This window comes from Rhizobium sp. YJ-22 (genome assembly GCF_029601685.1).
Taxonomy (GTDB): Bacteria; Pseudomonadota; Alphaproteobacteria; order Rhizobiales; family Rhizobiaceae; genus Metarhizobium.
Window position 1 is genome coordinate 1 of sequence record NZ_JARRIR010000030.1, and the last position, 20,158, is coordinate 20,158.

Annotated in this window: 20 protein-coding genes and 1 pseudogene; 16 read left to right on the plus strand and 5 right to left on the minus strand. The window is 62.3% G+C overall.

Translation table 11 applies throughout. The features are described from left to right. Together P7F60_RS29540 and P7F60_RS29545 are read right to left on the minus strand one after the other, a co-directional pair. Positions 1 to 248, minus strand: a pseudogene (locus P7F60_RS29540) (hypothetical protein); the annotation flags it as partial. A gap of 19 nt (positions 249 to 267) precedes the next feature. Continuing rightward, the gene (locus P7F60_RS29545; protein WP_324256103.1) at positions 268 to 708 is read right to left on the minus strand and encodes a metalloregulator ArsR/SmtB family transcription factor; all 441 of its coding nucleotides are present in this window, start codon (positions 706 to 708) and stop codon (positions 268 to 270) included. Between P7F60_RS29545 and P7F60_RS29550 the strand changes: the two genes are divergently transcribed. From P7F60_RS29550 to P7F60_RS29610, 13 genes are all read left to right on the plus strand, one after another. Beyond that, a complete protein-coding gene (locus tag P7F60_RS29550; RefSeq protein WP_277921102.1) occupies positions 700 to 1,992 on the plus strand; it encodes an FAD-dependent oxidoreductase in 1,293 nt (430 codons plus the stop codon). The genes P7F60_RS29545 and P7F60_RS29550 overlap by 9 nt on opposite strands. 36 nt (positions 1,993 to 2,028) lie before the next feature. Next, entirely contained in the window at positions 2,029 to 2,232 is a 204-nt protein-coding gene (locus tag P7F60_RS29555) for a DUF2892 domain-containing protein (RefSeq protein ID WP_050746441.1), read from the plus strand. Positions 2,233 to 2,297: 65 nt separating this feature from the next. After that, positions 2,298 to 3,311, plus strand: a complete 1,014-nt coding sequence (locus P7F60_RS29560; RefSeq protein WP_347276909.1) for an efflux RND transporter periplasmic adaptor subunit — start codon at positions 2,298 to 2,300, stop codon at positions 3,309 to 3,311. Then, positions 3,308 to 6,508, plus strand: a complete 3,201-nt coding sequence (locus P7F60_RS29565) for an efflux RND transporter permease subunit (protein ID WP_277921103.1) — start codon at positions 3,308 to 3,310, stop codon at positions 6,506 to 6,508. The genes P7F60_RS29560 and P7F60_RS29565 overlap by 4 nt, the downstream gene beginning before the upstream one ends. Before the next feature lie 78 nt (positions 6,509 to 6,586). Then, the gene (locus P7F60_RS29570; protein WP_023513026.1) at positions 6,587 to 7,192 is read left to right on the plus strand and encodes a TetR/AcrR family transcriptional regulator; all 606 of its coding nucleotides are present in this window, start codon (positions 6,587 to 6,589) and stop codon (positions 7,190 to 7,192) included. A 118-nt stretch (positions 7,193 to 7,310) separates the two neighbouring features. After that, positions 7,311 to 8,504 carry an efflux RND transporter periplasmic adaptor subunit gene (locus tag P7F60_RS29575; protein ID WP_277921104.1) on the plus strand — a complete coding sequence of 398 codons (1,194 nt, stop codon included), beginning with the start codon at positions 7,311 to 7,313 and terminating at the stop codon, positions 8,502 to 8,504. Beyond that, positions 8,501 to 9,703 (plus strand): ABC transporter permease, encoded by a 1,203-nt coding sequence (locus tag P7F60_RS29580; protein WP_023513024.1) that lies wholly within the window; start codon positions 8,501 to 8,503, stop codon positions 9,701 to 9,703. The genes P7F60_RS29575 and P7F60_RS29580 overlap by 4 nt, the downstream gene beginning before the upstream one ends. Before the next feature lies 1 nt (position 9,704). After that, entirely contained in the window at positions 9,705 to 10,421 is a 717-nt protein-coding gene (locus P7F60_RS29585) for an ABC transporter ATP-binding protein (protein ID WP_024271190.1), read from the plus strand. Positions 10,422 to 10,560: 139 nt separating this feature from the next. Beyond that, positions 10,561 to 10,878 carry a PepSY domain-containing protein gene (locus P7F60_RS29590; protein ID WP_277921105.1) on the plus strand — a complete coding sequence of 106 codons (318 nt, stop codon included), beginning with the start codon at positions 10,561 to 10,563 and terminating at the stop codon, positions 10,876 to 10,878. A gap of 306 nt (positions 10,879 to 11,184) precedes the next feature. After that, complete coding sequence (locus P7F60_RS29595; RefSeq protein ID WP_277921106.1) at positions 11,185 to 11,880, plus strand: VIT family protein; 696 nt, start codon at positions 11,185 to 11,187, stop codon at positions 11,878 to 11,880. A gap of 2 nt (positions 11,881 to 11,882) precedes the next feature. Beyond that, positions 11,883 to 13,862 (plus strand): cation-translocating P-type ATPase, encoded by a 1,980-nt coding sequence (locus P7F60_RS29600; RefSeq protein WP_023513020.1) that lies wholly within the window; start codon positions 11,883 to 11,885, stop codon positions 13,860 to 13,862. A gap of 316 nt (positions 13,863 to 14,178) precedes the next feature. Continuing rightward, positions 14,179 to 14,580, plus strand: coding sequence for a hypothetical protein (locus tag P7F60_RS29605; RefSeq protein ID WP_023513019.1), 402 nt, complete (start codon positions 14,179 to 14,181; stop codon positions 14,578 to 14,580). Positions 14,581 to 14,615: 35 nt separating this feature from the next. Next, entirely contained in the window at positions 14,616 to 14,855 is a 240-nt protein-coding gene (locus tag P7F60_RS29610; protein ID WP_023513018.1) for a DUF465 domain-containing protein, read from the plus strand. A gap of 158 nt (positions 14,856 to 15,013) precedes the next feature. On the opposite strand, the gene P7F60_RS29615 is transcribed toward P7F60_RS29610, so the two are convergent. The 3 genes from P7F60_RS29615 to P7F60_RS29625 are packed head-to-tail and all read right to left on the minus strand — an operon-like array spanning position 15,014 to position 18,308. Beyond that, positions 15,014 to 16,279, minus strand: a complete 1,266-nt coding sequence (locus P7F60_RS29615; protein ID WP_277921107.1) for an MgtC/SapB family protein — start codon at positions 16,277 to 16,279, stop codon at positions 15,014 to 15,016. 44 nt (positions 16,280 to 16,323) lie between these two features. Next, positions 16,324 to 17,652, minus strand: a complete 1,329-nt coding sequence (locus tag P7F60_RS29620) for an ATP-binding protein (protein ID WP_035219798.1) — start codon at positions 17,650 to 17,652, stop codon at positions 16,324 to 16,326. Continuing rightward, positions 17,649 to 18,308, minus strand: a complete 660-nt coding sequence (locus P7F60_RS29625) for a response regulator transcription factor (protein WP_024271189.1) — start codon at positions 18,306 to 18,308, stop codon at positions 17,649 to 17,651. Before P7F60_RS29625 ends, P7F60_RS29620 begins: the two co-directional genes overlap by 4 nt. Positions 18,309 to 18,463: 155 nt before the next feature. Here P7F60_RS29625 and P7F60_RS29630 point away from each other — a divergent pair, with 155 nt between their 5' ends. The 3 genes from P7F60_RS29630 (at position 18,464) to P7F60_RS29640 (ending at position 20,156) form a co-directional block, all read left to right on the plus strand. Beyond that, complete coding sequence (locus P7F60_RS29630) at positions 18,464 to 18,850, plus strand: PepSY domain-containing protein (protein WP_277921108.1); 387 nt, start codon at positions 18,464 to 18,466, stop codon at positions 18,848 to 18,850. Positions 18,851 to 18,904: 54 nt separating this feature from the next. Further along, entirely contained in the window at positions 18,905 to 19,420 is a 516-nt protein-coding gene (locus P7F60_RS29635) for a cytochrome b (protein WP_023513013.1), read from the plus strand. A gap of 268 nt (positions 19,421 to 19,688) precedes the next feature. After that, positions 19,689 to 20,156: a DUF2271 domain-containing protein gene (locus P7F60_RS29640; protein WP_023513012.1), complete on the plus strand. Its 468-nt coding sequence runs from the start codon at positions 19,689 to 19,691 to the stop codon at positions 20,154 to 20,156. The last annotated feature ends 2 nt before the right edge of the window (positions 20,157 to 20,158 follow it).

Genomic DNA, 20,158 nt, shown 5'->3' on the forward strand with positions numbered 1-20,158 from the left:
GATGGTGGCGGCATAATCGAGGCGGAAATCCACTTAGCGAAACGCCCGAAGCTGTTCAGACAAACCGAGCCACCTCTCAAGCGCTTGTCGTTTGCGAGTAGTTTCAGGAAAGCCGCAGCTTCATCCTTGTTCGGCAGCGCAAGGCAAATGCGTCGAAGGTCTGGAAGGAAGGATGGTCGATCCGGCGTGCCGGGATCGCTTTTCTCGAACTGGGTTGCCGTTCGCTGCTCCACCATCATTTCCTCCATTCGCACGACCGTTTCGCGGCTACTTGCCTCTGTTCGGCGGGCAGAACGCGTCGTGCAAAGCCTGCACGACAGTCAGGATTTCCGGTCGGACAATCGAGTAATAGACAGTCGTTCCCTCGCGCCGCGCCTCGACCAGCCCGTCCGCTCTCAACCGCATAAGTTGTTGCGACATCGGCACTTGTTCGATTGCCAGTCCTTGTCGCAGTTCGGCGACCGATCGTTCACCATCGACCAGCGCGCACAGAACGAGCAGCCGCTGGGGGTGCGACAGACTGCGCATCAATTCGGCGGCCTTTTCGGCGGCCGGTATCATTTCCTCTACATTCATACTCTTGAATTTAAAACCTTTGAATGTTAGATGCAAGCCATAAAGCCTGGAAGCGTCTGAATTGAATGGCCTCCGGCAACCAGAAGTGGGCAGACCCATCATAGAAACAGCGGAGCGAAAGCCATGACTCATATTGTCATTCTCGGCGCAGGCCTCGGTGGAATCATCATGGCCTATGAGATGAAACGCAAGCTCCGGCGTGAAGATCGCCTGACCGTCGTCAATCTCGGCTCCAGCTATTCCTTCGTTCCTTCCAATCCATGGGTCGCGGTTGGCTGGCGGCAGCCGCAGGACATAACCGTCGATCTCGTTCCCGTTCTGAAGCAGCATGGAATCGCACTCAGGCCCGAGGGAGCACGTCGGGTCCAGCCCGCGCAAAACCGCGTCGAACTCAATGACGGCTCCCTTCTCGATTATGACTTCCTGATCATTGCTACCGGCCCCGCCCTTGCCTTCGATGAGGTGCCGGGCCTGGGACCCGATGCTCATACCCAATCCATCTGCCAGATCGGCCATGCGACCCAAGCGAAGACCGCATTCGACGCACTGGTGAAACGGCCCGGTCCCATCGTCGTTGGAGCTGTGCAAGGCGCCTCCTGCTACGGTCCGGCCTACGAGTATGCCTTCATCCTCGACACGGCGCTGCGCAATGCGCGGGTGCGGGATCAGGTTCCGATAACCTTCGTCACGCCCGAGCCCTATATCGGCCATCTCGGGCTTGATGGCGTTGGCGACACCAAGGGGCTGCTCGAAAGCGCCTTGCGCGAACGTCATATCAAGTGGATCACCAATGCCCGGACGACGACGGTCGAGCCTGGCAAGCTGATCGCCGAAGAGGTCCACGACGATGGCACCGTCAAGGCAACCCACGAACTGCCCTTCGCCTTCTCGATGATGCTGCCGGCCTTCCGCGGTGTGCCGGCGATCGCTGGTATAGAAGGGCTGACCAATCCGCGCGGTTTCGTCGTCATAGACAAGCACCAGCGCAATCCGGCTTTCCCGAATGTCTTCGGCATCGGGGTCTGCGTTGCCATTCCGCCGGTCGGCAAGAGCCCGCTCGCGGTCGGCGTGCCGAAGACCGGCTTCATGATCGAATCCATGGTGACAGCGACGGCCGAAAATATTGCCGCTCTGCTGAAGGGTGAGGAGCCAAGGGCCGTCGCGACCTGGAACGCGGTCTGTCTCGCCGATTTTGGCGATGATGGCATTGCCTTCGTCGCGCAGCCGCAAATTCCCCCGCGCAACGTGAACTGGGCGTCACGCGGCAAATGGGTCCATGCCGCCAAGATCGGGTTTGAGAAATACTTCCTGCTCAAGGTGCGGCAGGGCAAGGCCGACACGTTCTACGAAAATCTCGTGCTCAACATGCTGGGCGTCGGGAAATTGAAGGATATCCGAATCGAAATCACCGAGTAGGTCCTGCCCCTCGGTTCAAACACTGGAGTATTCGAAATGACGATCGATCGCGCCGTATTGATGTTTGCCGGCTGCATGGTCCTGCTGTCCCTGGCACTCGGCTTTTATGTCTCGCCCTGGTGGTATCTGCTGAACGTCTTTGTCGGTTTCAATCTGATCCAATCGTCGCTCACCGGGTTTTGCCCTGCGGCGATCCTGTTCAGGAAGCTCGGCTGTCCGGCGGGTGTCGCGTTCAAATAACAGTCAGGTGTTCTTTTTCGCGACCGTCGCGTGGAACGCCGGTCTTCTTTGGAAGCAATCCCTTCATGTATCGTCCGACCCCTTACCCTCGCGCGGCCATGCTCGCCCTGCTCTTGGCTTTTACGAGCCATGGCGCATACGCAGCCGACTTCATCGTGAAAACGACGACTGTTCCGAACATGAAGGCCGTGTTCGGACAAGTCGAAAGCCGTATCGTCCTGCCGGCTCGGGTTCGCACCGGCGGCTCGGTGCGCGAACTTCGCGTCAGCCAGGGTGACGAAGTCAAAGAAGGCGACGCCATCGCCGTCATCGTCGATGACAAGCTGGCGCTCCAGCTCGACGCCGCTCAGGCCAAAATCGATGCTCTCAGTTCCCAACTCGACAATACCAAATTGCAACTCGAGCGGGCGCAGCAATTGAGGGCAAGCGGCGCCGGTACGCAAGCCAGCCTCGATCAGGCCAGAATGCAGTTCGAGGTGGCGACCAATCAGGTGGTGGCGGCTCGGGCCGACAAGACCGTTATCGAGCAAAGCACCCGGGAAGGCACCGTTGTCGCGCCCGCCGCAGGCCGTGTCCTGACCGTGCCCGTGACGCTCGGCTCGGTCGTCCTGCCGGGCGAGGAGATCGCACGCATTGCGCCCGGCCCCTACTATCTGCGTCTTTCTCTGCCAGAGCGCCATGCGGCCGATATCGTGCAGGGAGCAAATGTCACAGTCGGCGAGCGCGGCCTGAAACGGTCGCCGGATCAATCCGAAACGAGGCTTCCGGGTCGGATCGTCAAGGTCTACCCAGAAATCGTCGATGGACGTGTCACCGCCGATGTCGAGGTCGCCGGCATCGGCGATTATTTCGTCAATGAGAGGACCCTCGTATCGATCCCGGTGGGCAAGCGCTCCGTGCTTGCTGTGCCGCCGGAAGCGGTGCGGACGCTGCATGGGATCGACTATGTACGTGTCGCTGGAATAGGGGGCGCGATCGATGTGGCTGTCATCATCGGCGAGCGTTTCGAAGATAACGGCCAGCCCCGCATCGAAATCCTCACCGGCCTTCATGACGGCGATCGGATCGTGCTGCCATGACGCCGCCAAGACTTAATCTCGGTCTGGCCGGTGGCTTGACCCGTGCCTTCATCGGCTCGCCGCTGACGCCGCTCTTCTTGCTGGCCGCCTTCGTCCTGGGGCTGGTTGCACTGGTATCCTTGCCGCGCGAGGAGGAGCCGCAGATCTCGGTGCCGATGGTCGATATCCGCGTACAGGCGAACGGCTTGAAGACCGAGGATGCGGTCAAGCTCGTAACCGAACCGCTCGAGACCATCGTCAAAGCGATCGACGGCGTCGAACACGTCTATTCCCAGACCGAGGATGATGGTGCGCTCGTCACGGCGCGGTTCAAGGTCGGCACCAATGCCGATGCCGCGATCCTGCGGGTGCATGAGAAGGTCCGGGCGAACATGGACCGCATCCCCGTCGGCATTCCCGATCCGCTGATCGTAGGACGCGGGATCGACGATGTGGCGATCGTCGTCGTTACGCTGCGGCCAACACAGGAGAGCGCCGGGCACTGGACCGCCAACGGGCTGACAAGGCTGGCGCGCGAGCTGCAGGTCGAGGTCGCCAAGCTGCCTGATATCGGCCTCACCTACATCGTTGGCGAGCAGCCCGAGCAGTTCGAGGTCGAGCCAGATCCGGAAAAGCTCTCGCTCTATGGCATCACCCTTCAGCAACTCGCCGCCAAGATCGAGGGGGCAAACCGTTCCTTCCGCGTCGGCACGGTGCGCGAAGGCGGCCAGCAGCGCGCGATTGTTGCCGGGCAGACGCTGCAGGAGCTCTCCGAGATCGGCAACATCCTTCTCACCGCGCGCGACGGCAGGCCCGTCTATGTGCGCGATGTCGCAAAAACGGTCCTTGCCACCTCGCCGGCGGAGGCCCGTGTCACCGATGTCCGTTCGACAGCAGATGGGCTGCAAAGGGTTCCGGCGGTTTCTCTTGCGATTGCCAAGAGGCCAGGCACCAATGCCGTGGTCATTGCCGACGATATCGTAAAGCGTTTGGAGCAGACCCGCGGCCAGATCTTTCCGAAGGATGTCGAGATGACGGTCACGCGCGATTACGGCGAGACCGCCAACGAGAAGGCGAACGAGCTTCTGTTCCATCTTGGGCTCGCAACCGTCTCGATCGTCCTCCTGGTCGCCATTGCCATCGGCCTGCGCGAGGCAATGGTGGTCGCGGTCGTCATTCCGATCACCATCCTGCTCACGCTCTTCGCGTCCTGGCTCATGGGCTATACGCTGAACCGTGTCAGCCTGTTCGCCCTGATCTTCTCGATCGGCATCCTGGTCGACGACGCCATCGTCGTCATCGAGAACATCGCCCGCCACTGGGCCATGCAGGACGGCCGATCGCGCAGCGCGGCCGCTATCGACGCCGTTGCCGAGGTTGGCAACCCGACCATCGTCGCCACGCTGACCGTCGTGGCTGCACTCCTTCCGATGCTGTTCGTGTCGGGGATGATGGGACCCTATATGAGCCCGATCCCGGCGAACGCCTCGGCGGCGATGCTGTTCTCTTTCTTCGTCGCGGTGATCCTTACGCCCTGGCTGATGATGAAGCTCGGCCGGAAGGAGGCAGTGGGCGGACACGCCCATGCCGCGGCCGATGGAGGGCGTCTCGGCAGAATCTATGCGATGGTCGCGCGGCCTGTCCTGCGGAGCCGCGCCCGAGCCTGGGCGTTCCTGCTGGTCGTCGGCATGGCCACGATCGCGTCGCTTGGCCTTCTCTACACCAAGCACGTCACCGTCAAGCTGCTGCCCTTCGACAACAAGACCAACCTTCAAGTAATCGTCGACCTGCCCAAGGGCTCTTCGGTCGAGGATACGGACCGGGCATTGCAGCAAATGGTGGAGCGGCTGGGCGACATGCCGGAGATCGTATCCTTCCAGACCTATGCCGGAACAGCGTCGCCCTTCGACTTCAACGGACTGGTGCGGCACTACTACCTGCGCGCCGAACCGCAGCAGGGCGACATCGTCGTCAACCTTCTGCCCAAAGGCGCGCGCGGCCGCGCGAGCCATGCGATCGCCCTTGATATTCGCAAGCGCATCGAGGGCCTTGCGTTGCCGCAAGGCACCGTGGTGAAAGTGGTGGAACCGCCGCCTGGCCCGCCTGTGCTGGGGACGCTGCTGGCTGAGATATACGGACCGGACGCCGAGACGCGCCGCGCCGTCGCCGGAAAGGTGCGCGAGGCCTTCAAGAGCGTGCCTTTCATCGTCGACGTCGACGACAGCTACCACAATCAGCCGCAGCGTATGCGTGTCGCGATCGACCAGGACAATCTCGAATATTATCGGGTCGAGCAGTCCGACGTCTACGACACGTTGCGTTATCTCTATGGCGGCGCCACGGTCGGCTATTCGCATCGTGGCGGCGGCCGTCAGCCGATCCCGATCCGCATCGCCCTGCCGAAGGGCGAGAAGGTCATTGGCGAACGCGCCCTTACCACGCCGGTCCCGGCCAACGCGCTGCCGGGCGGACGTGGTGTCGTCGAGCTCGGCGACGTCGTGTCGGTCTCCGAGCAGCCGGCATCGTATCCTGTCTTCCGACACAATGGCCGAGCGGCGGAGATGGTCATGGCCGAGCTTGCCGGCGCTTACGAAGCGCCGATCTACGGCATGCTCGCCGTGAACGATGCGATTTCCAAGGCAGATTGGGGCAATGTTCCGAAGCCGGTGATCGCGCTCCACGGTCAGCCTGATGACGAAACCCGTCCGACTCTGCTGTGGGATGGTGAGTGGGAAGTGACATGGGTCACCTTCCGCGACATGGGGGCGGCGTTCATGGTGGCGATCCTCGGCATCTACATCCTCGTGGTCGCGCAGTTCGGCTCGTTCAAGCTTCCGCTGGTCATCCTGACGCCGATCCCGCTCACCTTCATCGGCATCATGCTCGGGCACTGGCTGTTCGCGGCGCCGTTCACGGCAACCTCGATGATCGGATTCATCGCGCTTGCTGGCATCATCGTGCGCAATTCGATCCTGCTGGTGGATTTCATCCGCCATTCCGGGGGGCAGGGCAGGCCAATGGTCGATGTACTGCTTGAGGCCGGCTCCGTCCGCTTCAAGCCGATCCTTCTGACCGCGCTCGCCGCGATGATCGGCGCAGGCGTGATCCTGACCGACCCGATTTTCCAGGGGCTCGCCATCGCGCTGCTGTTCGGTCTCGTCTCTTCGACGCTGCTCACGGTGCTCGTCATTCCGGCGATCTACGTGGCGCTGAAATGATTGGCGCTTGCATAGCCTCTTGAAAAATGGTGCAAATTGTAAGATAGTGAGCAATTACTATCTTTGGAGTAGTTGCCGATGCCACGCTCGACCAACCTCTCAGCTCCGGAACGACGCAGGGTGACTGTCGAGACCGTCATCGATCTGGCGGCCGAACAAAACCCTGCGGACATTACGACTGGAGCGATCGCGCAGCGCATGGGCGTGACACAAGGCGCCCTGTTCAGGCACTTCCCATCGAAGGACGCCATTCTTCAGGCGGTTATGGAGTGGGTAGCGGAGCGCCTTCTGGCGCGCATCGACAAGGCCACGTCCGCGACGTCCTCTCCGATTGACGCACTGGAAGCGGCATTCTTCGCGCATATCGAGTTCATCATGGAACATCCCGGTGTGCCCAGGATGCTGTTCGGCGAACTGCAGCGCGCGGAGCAGACCCTTGCCAAGCGAATGGCGCATACTTTGATCCAACGCTACGGCGAGCGTCTCGGGCGGCTCATCGCGGACGGCAAGGAGCAGGGTGAATTCGCCGACACGCTGGATGACAAGGCCGCCGTAGCGCTCTTCATCGGGGCGATCCAGGGTCTTGTCATGCAATCCCTGCTAGTTGGCGATGTTGCGCAGATACGTGCAATCGCCCCAGGTGTTTTTGCGTTGTATCGGCGCGCTGTCGAGGTGCCGAGATGATCGATCGGCATTCCTCGGCGACGAAATCTCCCGTTCGCTCGATCAAGACGACGTCAGCGAGGCGCGTCACCCCCATCGCAGATCATTCAATGACGCAGATTTGCCTGGAGGCAGGTCGATGAAACTGCCTTCATTGCAGCGCCGCACACTGTTGCTCATTGGCGTTGGAGCTGTGACCGCGGCCTTGTTTGGCTATGTGGTCCTGCGCTCCGGCCCTCTCGCGCCGGTGTCCGTTACGACTGCCGTCGTCGAGGCCCGTTCGATTTCACCGGCGTTGTTCGGCATTGGCACTGTCGAAGCGCGTTTCTCCTACAAGATCGGCCCCACCAGCGCGGGACGTATCGGCAGGATTCTTGTTGATGTGGGTGATCAGGTTCGATCCGGCCAGACCCTGGCCGAAATGGACCCGGTAGACCTTGATGCCCGCATCGCGGCACTTGAAGCGGCGATCGGCCGAGCGGAAGCGTCGATCAAAGTCGCCGAAGCGCAGGTGGTCGATACCAGGACGCGCAAGGATTACGCACTTGCTCAGGCGAAGCGGTATGAAGAACTCTGGAAGACCCGCGCCGTGAGTGAGGTCGCAGTCGAAACGAAGCGGCAAGAGAGCGAGGTGGCGCAGGCCGCTCTCTCGGCCGCTCAGTCCAATCTTCTCGCTTCGCAGCAGGATCTCCATCGTAACCGCGCCGACCGTGACGGTCTGGTCAAGCAGCGGGAGAACCTGGTTCTGCTTGCGCCGGTAGACGGTGTCGTTTCCGCAAGAAAAGCAGAACCGGGAACGACCGTGGTCGCAGGCCAATCGGTCGTGGAAATGATTGATCCAAGAAATCTCTGGATCAATGCCAGGTTCGATCAGATTGCCGCCACGGGCTTGCGGCAGGATTTGCCCGCCACGATCGCGCTGCGCTCACGCGCCGGCGAGGGATTACCGGGAAGCGTTGCGCGGGTGGAAGTCCTTGCGGATGCGGTGACGGAAGAAAATCTTGCAAAGGTGAACTTCGACACGCTTCCCGTGCCGCTGCCCTCAATTGGCGAGTTGGCCGAAGTATCGGTCGCCCTGCCCGAGATCGCCGCCTCGCCGACCATTCCGAATGCCGCGGTCCAGAACCTCGGCGGCAAGTTGGGTGTCTGGAAGATCGAAGGTGGGAAGATCCGGTTTACGGTTGTCCAACTGGGGGCTGCCGACCTGGAAGGAACCGTGCAGATCACGAAGGGTCTGAAAATTGGCGACGAGATTGTCGTCTACAGCGCCTCGAAATTGCTCAGCACGAGCCGCATTCGTGTCGCTGACAATCCGGCGGAGCTCCTCAAATGATCAGTCTTGCCGGACGCGACATTTTGCATTCCTGGGGGAAGTTTGTCTTCACGGGTGTCGGTCTGGGTCTGCTGATCGGTGTGACCTTCACCATGGCAGGCGTCTATCGGGGGATGGTCGATGACGGCAAGGTGCTACTCGACAATAGTGGCGCCGATATGTGGGTTGTCCAGCAGAACACGCTCGGTCCATACGCCGAGTCCTCGAGCATCAACGATGACATTTACCGCATGATCCTGGCGATCCCCGGTGTCGAGCGAGCCGCCAACGTGACTTATCTTACAATGCAGGTCCGCAAAGGAACCTCCGACGTGCGATCCATGGTGGTGGGCGTTGCGCCAGGGGACATGGCGACACCTGGCCGACCGCCCTTCCTTGTCGCCGGGCGGCACATCACGCGCAGCCACTACGAGGCGGTTGCCGATGTCGCCACTGGTTTTTCTCTGGGAGACAGGATCGTTGTCCGAAGGAACCATTTTACCGTTGTGGGTTTGACGCGACGGACGGTGTCGTCGGGCGGCGACCCGATGGTCTTCATCCCGCTGAAGGACGCGCAGGAAGCGCAATTCCTCAAGGACAACGACTCCATTGTCCGTCAGCGCCGGCGCACTAGCGAGAATCCCGAGTTCAATCGGCCGGGCGTTCCCGGCTTGCTGGACGCCATCATCGCCTCGCAAAACAGCAACCCTTATGTAAACGCCGTTCTGGTGCGCACCAAACCGGGATACGACCAGGACCGGATCGCGACAGACATCGCGAGGTGGAAGCGACTGACGGTCTACACCCGCCCGCAGATGGAGGAGATTCTGGTCGGTAAGCTGATCGCCACCTCGGCCAAGCAGATCGGCATGTTCCTCGCGATCCTGGCCGTTGTCAGCGCAGCGATCGTCGCCTTCATCATCTACACACTGACAATGGACAAGATACGCGAGATCGCTGTGCTGAAGCTGATCGGTACCCGCAATCGCACGATCGCATCCATGATCCTGCAGCAGGCAATCGTGCTCGGGCTGATCGGCTTCGTCGTTGGCAAGATCACGGCGACCTTTGCAGCGCCGTTGTTTCCGAAATTCGTCCTTCTTCTTTCCGCCGATACGATCATCGGCGTTATCGTTGTCATCGCCATATGCGCGCTCGCCAGCATCGTCGCGATCCGGATGGCGTTGAAGGTCGACCCCGCCGAGGCGATCGGTGGCTGAGATGGGCGGCGGGATACTGATCGAGAAAATCCGCAAGCGATATGGCAGCGGCTCCACCGCCGTCGATGCCCTCAAAGACGTCAATATGCGGGTCGCGCCCGGCGAGGTCGTCGGTTTGATTGGACCGTCGGGTTCTGGGAAGAGTACCTTACTCAAAGCTCTGGGGGCGGTCATCGACCCGAGCGGTGGGCGGATGACCCTTGGTGACGAGCTGATCTATGACGATGGATGGAAGATCCGCGATCTGCGTGCGTTGAGGCGCGACAAGATCGGTTTTGTCTTCCAGGCGCCTTACCTCATTCCCTTTTTGGACGTGACCGACAATGTCGCCCTGCTTCCCATGCTTGCCGGCATCCCAAATCATGAATCACGCCAACGCGCGCGAGAGCTTCTAAAAGCACTCGATGTCGAGCACCGAGCCGATGCGATGCCATCGCAGCTCTCCGGCGGCGAGCAACAGCGCGTTGCCATCGCGCGCGGATTGGTCAACCGGCCGCCTGTCATTCTTGCCGACGAGCCGACCGCCCCGCTCGACAGTGTGCGCGCGTTGACCGTGATCCGGATCCTCAACGACATGGCCGTGAAATTCGGAACGGCGATCATCGTCGTCACGCACGACGAAAAGATCATCCCCACCTTCAGGCGCATCTACCACATCCGCGACGGGGTCACCCACGAAGAAGCAGGCGAAGGGCGCGGCTTCGAAACGGGCCCGTGAGAACGATTATCTTTCCGCTGCAACGATGGCGGTGTTTGCTGACCGGAAGCTGACGGCAATTTCTGCCGATCTTCAGTAGCCCGTCAGTCCCTCTGTGCATGATTTCCTCCATCGACAACACAGCCCAGGAGAAGAAATCATGAGAAAGACATTGGCAGTGCTTGCATTGCTCGCGGTGCTTCCGGCAACGGCTGCGTTTGCTGGAGAGGCGTGCGACGTTCCGCCTCAGAAGAGGCAATCCTTCGAAGCTCTCGGGAAGCTTGCGGGCGACTTCGGATGGACCATCGACAAGATGAAGATCGACGATGGCTGCTACGAAGTTCGGGTCACTGACACCAGCGGGAACGTCCTCAAGGTGAAGATCGATCCCGCAACGCTCGAGGTCGTCGATGGCAGCGTCAAGCGCTTCGGCGATGGCAGTACCATCGGTACGTCGCCGGAGACGGAATTGGACTAGCGATGGTTGCCTTGCGAGTAGGCTTAGCCTCGAAGCTGTCTATCTGTGGGTGACACCGGGTCGTCCGGCGGGCGAGCGATCTTGGTCTTGATCGCAGACCTGCCGGGATCCGGTGATCGCCCAATGGCCGTAGACCGTGTGGTTGGCGAGTGAGGTTCCAAAGGCCGGTTGTATCTTGAATTAGTCCTTTAGTTAGAATAATTCTAAACTGAACATTTTTCTGCGTTTTCCTTCCATCACGGAATGAGGTTGCGTCGACGCAGCATCATCCCGCTGCACACACAATCACTGCTCGGAGCACCATTCATGCGCGCCCTTCACAAGGAAAATCATCTCATCGAACGGATAGGCTGGCTTCGGGCGGCTGTACTGGGTGCCAATGACGGGTTGATCTCGACGTCGAGCCTGATCGTCGGTGTCGCCGCGGCGACCAACGCCTCGCATGAGATCCTTGTTGCCGGTGTTGCCGGTCTGGTGGCCGGGGCGATGTCGATGGCGGCGGGCGAATATGTGTCGGTCAGTTCGCAGGCGGATACCGAGGAAGCCGACATGGCGCGGGAACGGCACGAGCTGGCGACGCAGCCGGGGGCCGAGTTGGCCGAACTCGCGGCAATCTACGAGCAGCGCGGCGTGGCCCCAGAGCTGGCCCGGCAGGTCGCCGAACAGATGATGGCGAAGGATGCCTTCGAAGCCCATGCGCGGGATGAACTCGGATTGGCGAGCCATGTGATGGCAAGACCGGTTCAAGCTGCGCTGACCTCGGCGGTCACGTTTGCGGCGGGTGCGGCTTTGCCGTTGATCGTCGCCCTGCTTGCGCCGGCCGGAACGGCTGCATGGACCGTGTCCCTTGCTTGCCTCATCGGTCTTGCCATCCTCGGCGCAATCGGGGCACGGGCGGGCGGCGCCAGCATCTGGAAACCGACTATCCGGGTGGTGTTCTGGGGCGCTGTCGCGATGGCCTCGACCGCATTGATCGGCTCCGTGATCGGCCGGGCGGTGTGACGATGAAACGTCTGTCGCTCGATTTCCAGACCGTCATGTCGGCAATTGCGGTCCTCGGGATGATGCTGGCCGTCGCCGGGACCTGGCCGCCGGCGGAAGGCCTTTCCATTCTAAGATCTCCCGGTCTGGCGATGGTCTATTTGGCCGGAGGGCTTCCCGCCACCTGGAGCGCCCTGACGGCGTTGTGGCGCGATCATATCCTCGACATCGATCTTCTGATGGTCGTCGCGGCCGTGGCGGCGGCGATCGTCGGGGCGCCGTTCGAAGGCGCGGTGTTGCTGACGTTGTTCAGCGTGTCGACCACGCTTGAGCACCAGGCATTGGGACGCGCGCGCAGGGCTGTTGAGGCGCTCATGGCGCTCCGGCCGGAGACGGCTTTCCGCAAAGGAGAGGACGGGACCACGGTGGAGGTTCCTGCTGCGGAGCTTGCCGTCGGCGATGTGGTGGTGCTGCGTCCGGGCGCACGCGTGCCGACCGACGGTGTGATCCTGCATGGCCGTGGCGGAATCGACGAAGCCAATATCACCGGTGAGTCGATGCCGGTCTCCAAGGAACCGGGCGAGCAGGTTTTCGAGGCGACCGTCAATCTTGACGGGGTCCTTGACGTGACCGTCACCAGGACGGTCGGCGACAGCACGATCGCGCGCATGATCCAGCTCGTCACCGAGGCGCAGGAAGCGAAGGCGCCGTCCGAGCGCTTCAGCGCGTGGTTCGGCCAGCGTTATACGGTCGGTGTCCTGCTGGGCTCCGCTCTGGCCCTTGCGGTCTTCTATTGGCTTGGCCGCGACTGGGAACAGGCCCTCTACAAGGCCGCGACACTCCTGGTCGCCGCCAGTCCCTGCGCGATCGTCATCTCAGTCCCGGCAGCGATCCTGTCGGCGCTCTCCGCCGCGGCGCGAGGCGGCGTGCTGTTCAAGGGGGGCGGTGCGCTCGAAACGCTCGCCGCTGTCGATACCTTCGCGTTCGACAAGACCGGGACCCTGACCAATGGACGTGCAGAGGTCACGCGCATTGTCGCCCTGGATGGTGAGGATCGCCGTTTCCTTTCGCTCCTTGCCGGGCTGGAAGCGCATTCCGAGCATCACATCGCTGCCGCCATCCGTCGTGAGGCCCTGGTTCATGGCGTTGAGCCGGTGGCGGTCGTGGACGTTACGTCGCATCCGAGCGCCGGCATCGTCGGCTACGATTCCTTCGGCCCGATATGGGCCGGCAACGCTCACCTCGTCGAGGACATGGGCGCCTCCGTCGATGATCCGGCGTTCCGTGAACTCGCCGACAGTTCTCAGACCGTGGTCTATCTTGGGCGCGGTGCGACCGTTCTGGGGGCGGTCAGTGTTGCGGACGAAGCAAGAGCCAGCTCAGCCCCGGCGCTGGCCGCGCTTCGCGCCGGTGGCGTCAACCGCATCGTGATGATGACCGGCGACCGCAGGCCGGTGGCCTTGCGCATCGGTACGGAACTTGGCCTTGCGCCCGGCGAGGTTCATGCCGAGATGCTGCCGCAGGACAAGGTGCTCCAGGTCGGCGACCTCGCGCGTGATGGCAAGGTCGCTTTCGTCGGCGATGGCGTCAACGATGCCGCCGCATTGGCTCGCGCCGACGTCGGCATCGCCATGGGCGCGGCGGGGTCGGACGTCGCACTGCAGGCCGCCGACGTCGCCCTGCTGTCGGAAGACATGAAGAAGCTGGCCGATGCGCACCGGCTTGCACGGCGGACGGCCGTCATCATCCGACAGAATCTCGTCCTCGCGATCGGCGCCATGCTGGTACTTGTGACCGGCGGCCTGTTCTTCGACCTGCCGCTTCCGCTCGCGGTGATCGGGCACGAAGGCGGCACCGTTCTGGTCGTGCTGAATGGCCTACGCCTCCTGTCGGACCGAATCCGCGCCACCGACGGCTATCTCCACCATTCTCGTCAATATGAGTTCCAGGATCAAACGGGCAGCACGTCCGGATCGCGGGCGACCTCGCCCACCACACCATGATTGGACCCAGTGCTGATTGGGCGGCAGCCGGACCTTCCCTGTCCTAAAAACCGCAAAGGGACACCGATGCTGACTTTGACATCGCTCGGCGCGCCACCGCATCCTTATCGACTGCGGGCTGTTCCAGGGGCTCAAGAACCTGCGCGAGCTTAACTGGGAGAAGCTTCCGGTTCATCCTGCGGCGATCGGCGCGGTCATCCTGACGCAGGCCCATCTCGACCGTTCCGGATAGTCGCCGGCATCGGATAACACATGCCTCGTCTCACTTGCGCCAGATCAAGAACGTTCCTTTGCCAATGGTGTATCAGGGGGGGAAATGAAGGATCGGATCGTGGTCAAGGCACAAGAACTACCCTCAAGTTTCCACCACGTGCGGTTGGTTCTCGCTCGCGGCAAAGACCATCCGGAGGGAGATCGGGAAGAAGGCTATGATCTTCTGGTTCCGCTCAACCACGAAGGATTCCTTGATCCGCTGGAATGGAAGAAATCTCGCGACGCCTGTCGCGTCCGATATTTTCGGGACGGTAAGACGGCCCGCATCGGGCTGTTGCGGCGCAAGCCCGGCGGGCAGTGGTATTTCGATTACGAGCCGGGTGATCGGGACGACGAGATCGGTTTCCGCCTGGGCGAGGAGTGCTTCCGTCTTGGCGAATACATCTCGGTCGGGCGGGAAGGCGCGTTTGTCACCTATCAGGTCGCGCGCGTCGAAAAGCCCTGACGCCGGGGCGAAATTGCAGAAAAGGAGAAAGAACCTTGTCGAATACACCTCACACTCTTGGCGACGAATTCCCAGACCAGATGGACGCCATTCATGCCCTGAAGGCGAAAAGCCCGGAGTTTGCGCATGTTTTGACGGAATATGACGCGGTGAACGACAAGATTCATCGGTCCGAGACACGTCTCGACGCCATTTCCGAAGCAGCCGAGGCCGATCTGCGCCGCCAGCGGCTGATGTTAAAAGACAAGATCGTGGCATCGCTCCGCAACGCGTGAGGGGACTGCGAGGCCGCGTTTTGCTGCCCCGCTTGCATTACCCGATTTCGGGGAGATCAGCGACACCACTCTCCCCGAAACCATCGCTTACAGCCGACCAGACCGACCCATCAAGGCCCGAGTGTGGCCGCATGCCCGGCCGCAATCTCCCCCTCAATTCACGAACGGCCAAGATACAGAGACGCTGCCATGCCGGCCGCAAGGCCGAGCACGCTAAGGGCGCTGACGGGCCCGCCGATCCTTGAGCCTCCGACCCATGCCGCCATCACGGCTTTGACAAGTGTATTCATGGCCACGGCGATCAGGATCGCATCTGCCGCAAGACCGGGCTCGATCGAATGCGACGCCAGGCGGGCCATGGAGATCGAAATCGCATCCACATCGGCGATGCCCGAAGCGGCGGCGGTCACCAGAACGCCCGCATTCCCGAACGACTGCTGAAGCAGATGCGACACCACCATGACCACGGTGATGAGTGTCCCCATTTTCAGGGCAGGCGCCAATTCCAGCGGGTTGGTGATCGTAAGTTCCGGCTGTTCGGAGGAGCCGCGACTTTGTAGCAGCAGGAGCCCGGCGCCGATGGCGAGCACGCCACCGCCGATGAGCAATGGCCATTTGAGATGCGGAAGCAAGCTTGGGTTCAAGGCCGTCGCCACGACTGCAACGCGGATGATCATGGTCAAGCCGGAAAGAAGCACGCCACAGGAAAGCAGCGTGCTGGACTCGGGGTGCCGGCGGGCAAGCCTTGCCAGCGTCAAGGTCGTCGCTGTCGAAGAGGCGAGCCCGCCCGCGATCGCCGTCATCAGGACGCCAAGCCGGTCCCCGAACACGCGGACGGCGACGTAGCCGGCGAAGGAGACCGCGGCGATCAGGATGGTCAGCAACCAGATCTCATATGGATTGACGGTGTCCCAGGGATCGACCGGCCTGTTCGGCAGGATCGGCAGCATGAGAAAGGTCATTGCCAGAAGCGTCAGGCCCGACCGGATCTCATTCCAGCTCAGCGACGCGACCCAACGATGCAACGGCTCGCGCAGGGCAAGCAGCACAGCCGTGGCAACAGCCCCGGCGATGGCGGCTGCAAGGTCGCCGACGACGGCAAGCGTTCCCAGCAGGAACGTGGCTATGCCGGCGACGACGGATGTCGCGCTGTAATTTCGCTCGGCCCGCGCTTCGAGCCAGTGGTAGGAGGCGAATGCCGCGGTGAACCCGAGGAAAACAAGACCGATCACGAGGCCAGAGTCGAACTGCCGGGCCAGGGCGCCGGTAATGCCGCCGGTGAGACCGGTCAGCGCGAACGTTCGTAGACCTGCCGCGCGCAGATGGTCTTCCTCGTTGCGGGTACGCCATCCACGCTCCAGGCCGATCAGCAGACCGATCGAAAGCGATACCGCAAGGCGGCTGAGCAGGGCGTCAGTGTCCATGGTCTCCCGAGTTGCCTTTCAGCATCTGGCGTCGATGTCGATGATCATTTGTCTATGAAGAACCTTGCCTCAAACCCGTCAATCCTGCCGCTTGCGGGAGATTGGAGTTCTATCCGTCCATTTGTTCCGGCAGCAATGGTCCGGGCGATGGCGAGCCCCAGGCCGGCCCCCCGCACCAGAGCCTGACCGCGCTCGAAGGGCTCGCTCAGCCGCGCAAGCACTGCGGAAGGCACGACCGGGCCGGCGTTCGTGACGCGCAGACAGCCGTCTGCCGACAAGGTGACGGCGACCGGTTCGTCCCGCACGCCATGCTTGAGGGCGTTTTCGATCAGGTTCCGGGCCAGGATGGCGAAGGCGTCGGCGTCGATGCTTGCGAATACCGGCGCGTCTGGCAGTGTCAGGTCGATGCGCCCTGCAGTCTCGGCCTGCCCGTCGAATTCGCTCACAACCATCCGCAGGATGGCGCCGATCTCGACCGGCGCCTCGGCGAGAAGGCGTCCGCCCTCGGCTCTCGCCAGTTGCATGAGTTTCTCGGTGAGGCGGGAAAGGCGCCGCAAGGCGGTCTGCATATCCTCGGCGCGCTCGCGCGTGGCGTCGTCCGGCGCTTGCGCGATCATGCGCTGCGCCTGCGCCAGTGCAGCAGCCACCGGTGTCCGCAGCTCATGGGCCGATTTGGCCGCCAGGCTGCGCTCGGCCTGCAAGGTACGCGTCAATCGGTCCAGGAGGTGGTTGACCGCTTTGGCGACGGGGCCGATCTCCGAGGGCAGGTCCTCCGCGTCGATGGGTGTCAGATCACCGCCGCCGCGCGCCTCGATCTGCGAGCGGAAGGTCCGAACCGGGGTCATGGACAGCCGGACAATGACCCAGATGCCGATCAAGCCGAGCGGGACAATGACGGCCAGCGGCAGGCTCAGCCCGAGCAACAGTCGCCCGGCGGTCATCCGGCGATGCGACAGGGGCTCCGCGATGGTGATGGTCAGATTCTGCTGGAGGGTCGCGTCGGAGTAGAGGCGGTGCGTCGGCGTCGTGGCAAAGCCCATTCCGGAAAACGGCGGGAATGCCGCGAGATCGGCGCTGTGCGATCGCAGCAGAACCTTGCCCGCGGCATCGCGCACGACATAGGTGAAATACTCGTCGTGCTGGCGGAGCGTGGCAACGCGCTGTTCGGTGTCGTCGGCATCGCGGCCGATGATCTCGATCGCCGCAAGCGGCAGGATGCGTTGCGCCGTCTCTTCGAGGGCGCTGTCGAACACCTCGTCCATTTCGTGGCGCAGCATCTGCGCGGTCACGACCGCGGCAAGTGCCCATAACACCGTTAGCCCTAGCCCCAGCCATAGCGAGAGCCGCCATTGCAGGCTCCTGGGCCGCTTCATCTTGCCGTTCCAAGACGATACCCGATGCCCCGCACCGTATCGATCGCGCCGTGGCCGAGCTTCTTGCGCAGTCTGCTGACGTGAACCTCGATCGTATTGCTCTCGACCTCTGCGCCGAATGCATAGAGCCGATCTTCGAGCTGCGCCTTGGTCATCGCGATGCCGGGCCGCTGCAGAAATGCTTCGAACAGCGCCCATTCGCGACCGGTAAGCTCAACAGGGCGCGCGCCGTGCATCACGGTCCGGGCGGCGAGATCGATGCGCAGGTCGCCGATCTCGATGAGAGGATTCGGGTTGCCGCTGTATCGCCGCGCCACCGCATTCAGCCGCGAGGAGAGTTCCGACAGATCGAACGGCTTGATCATGTAGTCGTCGGCGCCGGCATCGAGGCCCGCGATGCGGTCGGAGATCTGGTCGAGCGCCGTCAGGATGATGACCGGCGTCACGCTGCCCTCGGCTCGAAGCTTTTTGAGAAAGGCGATGCCCAATCCGTCCGGGAGCATCAGATCGAGCAGGATGAGATCGTATGCCGCGCTTTGGAGATGTTCGCGCGCCGCATCGAGCCGTGTCACCCAGTCCACCGAGTGGAGGGCGGCAACCTGCTCGCGCACGGCCTTTCCGAGGATAGCATCGTCTTCGATCAGTAGAACTCTCATCCCAGGGTCACCCGTCTCGCCATCCTCCTGCCTAGCGTCCGATGCTGTCGGTTTGCTGAAGATCGGCCCATCGCCGCTTCAGGCGTTCGTCAGGAGAGCGTGCCATGGTTTCCCCCGAAAGCGCGTTGATCAGGAACAATGAAACGATGAAACATTTGCTGGCCGCGATCCTCGCTCTGGCGTTCTCCGGTCCCGGTATCGCCAAGGCTGACGACGACGATTGCCATGTCTCGATGGATCGATGGAAGCCGCGGGAAGCGGTCGAAACAATGGCCGCCAGTCAAGGCTGGACCGTTGCCAGGATCAAGATCGATGACGGCTGTTACGAAATCCGGGGAACCGACCGGAATGGCCTGGCTTTCAAGGCCAAGGTCGATCCGGAAACCCTCGAAATCGTCAAGTTCCGGCACAGGGATCGCGATGACGACCGTCACGGATCGAGGCGTCAGCGGCCGCCAGCCTCGCAGAACGACACCGTAGGCGGAACATCCTCCAACACCCTGCTCGGGACGACCGTGCGGCCCAAGACCACCATCAAGTAGCAATCCCATCTCGCTATCGCTCAAGCGCTGCGACCGTCGCAAGGAGATCCCGCCATGCCTCATGATCCGGCCCGTTATTCCAGAAGCATGATCGTCATCCACTGGCTGACAGCCCTGCTGATCCTCGGGGCCTGGCTGACCTCGACGGGAGGCCGTCATATGGCCGAAAACCCGCCCTTGCTGCATTTCTCGTTCGGGTTGGCCGTGCTCGTCCTGGTGCTTCCGCGCTTGATCCTGCGCCTTGCGGGCGGAACCCCGGACGCGCCGCAGTCCAATGGCCGTCTCGCCCTTGCCGTCAAAGCCGGACATGTGCTGTTGTATCTGTTCCTCATTGCCCTGCCGTTGAGCGGTTGGTACGCGGCGTCGCGCCTCGGTGTTCCCGTTTCTTTCTTCGGCTTCCAGCTTCCGGCGATCACCGAGCGGGTGCAGGGCGCACCGGGCCTGATCGCGGACATTCATGAGAATGCCGGCACGATCATCCTCTACCTTGCCGGACTGCATGCCGCGATGGCGGTCTGGCACCAGTACGTCCTGCGCGACGGGACGTTGCAGCGGATGTCTCCGCGCTAACGCAGCGGCAGCCAGCCACGCGCCTGAGCGGAGCGTGGCTGGCTGCCGTCTTGTTCAGTCCCCGGAGCTTTCGCGGCTGGCCTGCCGACAGGCCGGTCGCTCCTGCATCTGCTGCGGACCTGACCGTGTCCGATGTTTCCTGACGAAGTGCTGACGGAAAATCCCGATGGCCGTCAGGCAGCCCTCAGGCGGCTTCGCCACAGTGACGAGGACGGGTCGGCGCTCTGCGACGACCCGGACACCGTTTCCTCGCAGAAGGCAAGCCGACATGAAATCGCTTCTCGCAGCTCTCGCCATGACAACCGCCCTCACGTTCCCTGGCCTCGCCATGGCCCGGCCGGTGACATTGACCACAACGCTGACCAACTATGGCGGCGACGGCGCCTATCTCGCGCTCTACGTCACCGATCCCCAGGGCAAATATGCCGGCACGCTCTGGGTCGCTGGCGGCAAGTCCAAATATTACGAGCATCTATCGGGCTGGTATCGCGCCACTGGCGGCCGCGCCGGTATCGACGGCATTACCGGCGCTAGCGTCGGTGCGGGGCGCACGCTGGAGATCTCGCTCGACCTTGCCGATGCGCTTTTCGACGCAGGTTACACGCTGCATGTCGACGCAGCCGTGGAGGACATGCGTGACAGCCCCAACGAGGTCGCCGTTCCCCTGACCACTGCGGGCACGAAGACGACCGTTCGCGGTCGACGCTACGTCTCGACCGTTGCCTACTCCTTCTAGGC

Bases quoted from the DNA above. Each gene is read 5' to 3' on its own strand.
- P7F60_RS29550 (WP_277921102.1), top strand. From the start codon at position 700: ATGACTCATATTGTCATTCTCGGCGCAGGCCTCGGTGGAATCATCATG.
- P7F60_RS29545 (WP_324256103.1), bottom strand. From the start codon at position 708: ATGAGTCATGGCTTTCGCTCCGCTGTTTCTATGATGGGTCTGCCCACT.
- P7F60_RS29555 (WP_050746441.1), top strand. From the start codon at position 2,029: ATGACGATCGATCGCGCCGTATTGATGTTTGCCGGCTGCATGGTCCTG.
- P7F60_RS29560 (WP_347276909.1), top strand. From the start codon at position 2,298: ATGTATCGTCCGACCCCTTACCCTCGCGCGGCCATGCTCGCCCTGCTC.
- P7F60_RS29565 (WP_277921103.1), top strand. From the start codon at position 3,308: ATGACGCCGCCAAGACTTAATCTCGGTCTGGCCGGTGGCTTGACCCGT.
- P7F60_RS29570 (WP_023513026.1), top strand. From the start codon at position 6,587: ATGCCACGCTCGACCAACCTCTCAGCTCCGGAACGACGCAGGGTGACT.
- P7F60_RS29575 (WP_277921104.1), top strand. From the start codon at position 7,311: ATGAAACTGCCTTCATTGCAGCGCCGCACACTGTTGCTCATTGGCGTT.
- P7F60_RS29580 (WP_023513024.1), top strand. From the start codon at position 8,501: ATGATCAGTCTTGCCGGACGCGACATTTTGCATTCCTGGGGGAAGTTT.
- P7F60_RS29585 (WP_024271190.1), top strand. From the start codon at position 9,705: ATGGGCGGCGGGATACTGATCGAGAAAATCCGCAAGCGATATGGCAGC.
- P7F60_RS29590 (WP_277921105.1), top strand. From the start codon at position 10,561: ATGAGAAAGACATTGGCAGTGCTTGCATTGCTCGCGGTGCTTCCGGCA.
- P7F60_RS29595 (WP_277921106.1), top strand. From the start codon at position 11,185: ATGCGCGCCCTTCACAAGGAAAATCATCTCATCGAACGGATAGGCTGG.
- P7F60_RS29600 (WP_023513020.1), top strand. From the start codon at position 11,883: ATGAAACGTCTGTCGCTCGATTTCCAGACCGTCATGTCGGCAATTGCG.
- P7F60_RS29605 (WP_023513019.1), top strand. From the start codon at position 14,179: ATGAAGGATCGGATCGTGGTCAAGGCACAAGAACTACCCTCAAGTTTC.
- P7F60_RS29615 (WP_277921107.1), bottom strand. From the start codon at position 16,279: ATGGACACTGACGCCCTGCTCAGCCGCCTTGCGGTATCGCTTTCGATC.
- P7F60_RS29620 (WP_035219798.1), bottom strand. From the start codon at position 17,652: ATGAAGCGGCCCAGGAGCCTGCAATGGCGGCTCTCGCTATGGCTGGGG.
- P7F60_RS29625 (WP_024271189.1), bottom strand. From the start codon at position 18,308: ATGAGAGTTCTACTGATCGAAGACGATGCTATCCTCGGAAAGGCCGTG.
- P7F60_RS29635 (WP_023513013.1), top strand. From the start codon at position 18,905: ATGCCTCATGATCCGGCCCGTTATTCCAGAAGCATGATCGTCATCCAC.
- P7F60_RS29640 (WP_023513012.1), top strand. From the start codon at position 19,689: ATGAAATCGCTTCTCGCAGCTCTCGCCATGACAACCGCCCTCACGTTC.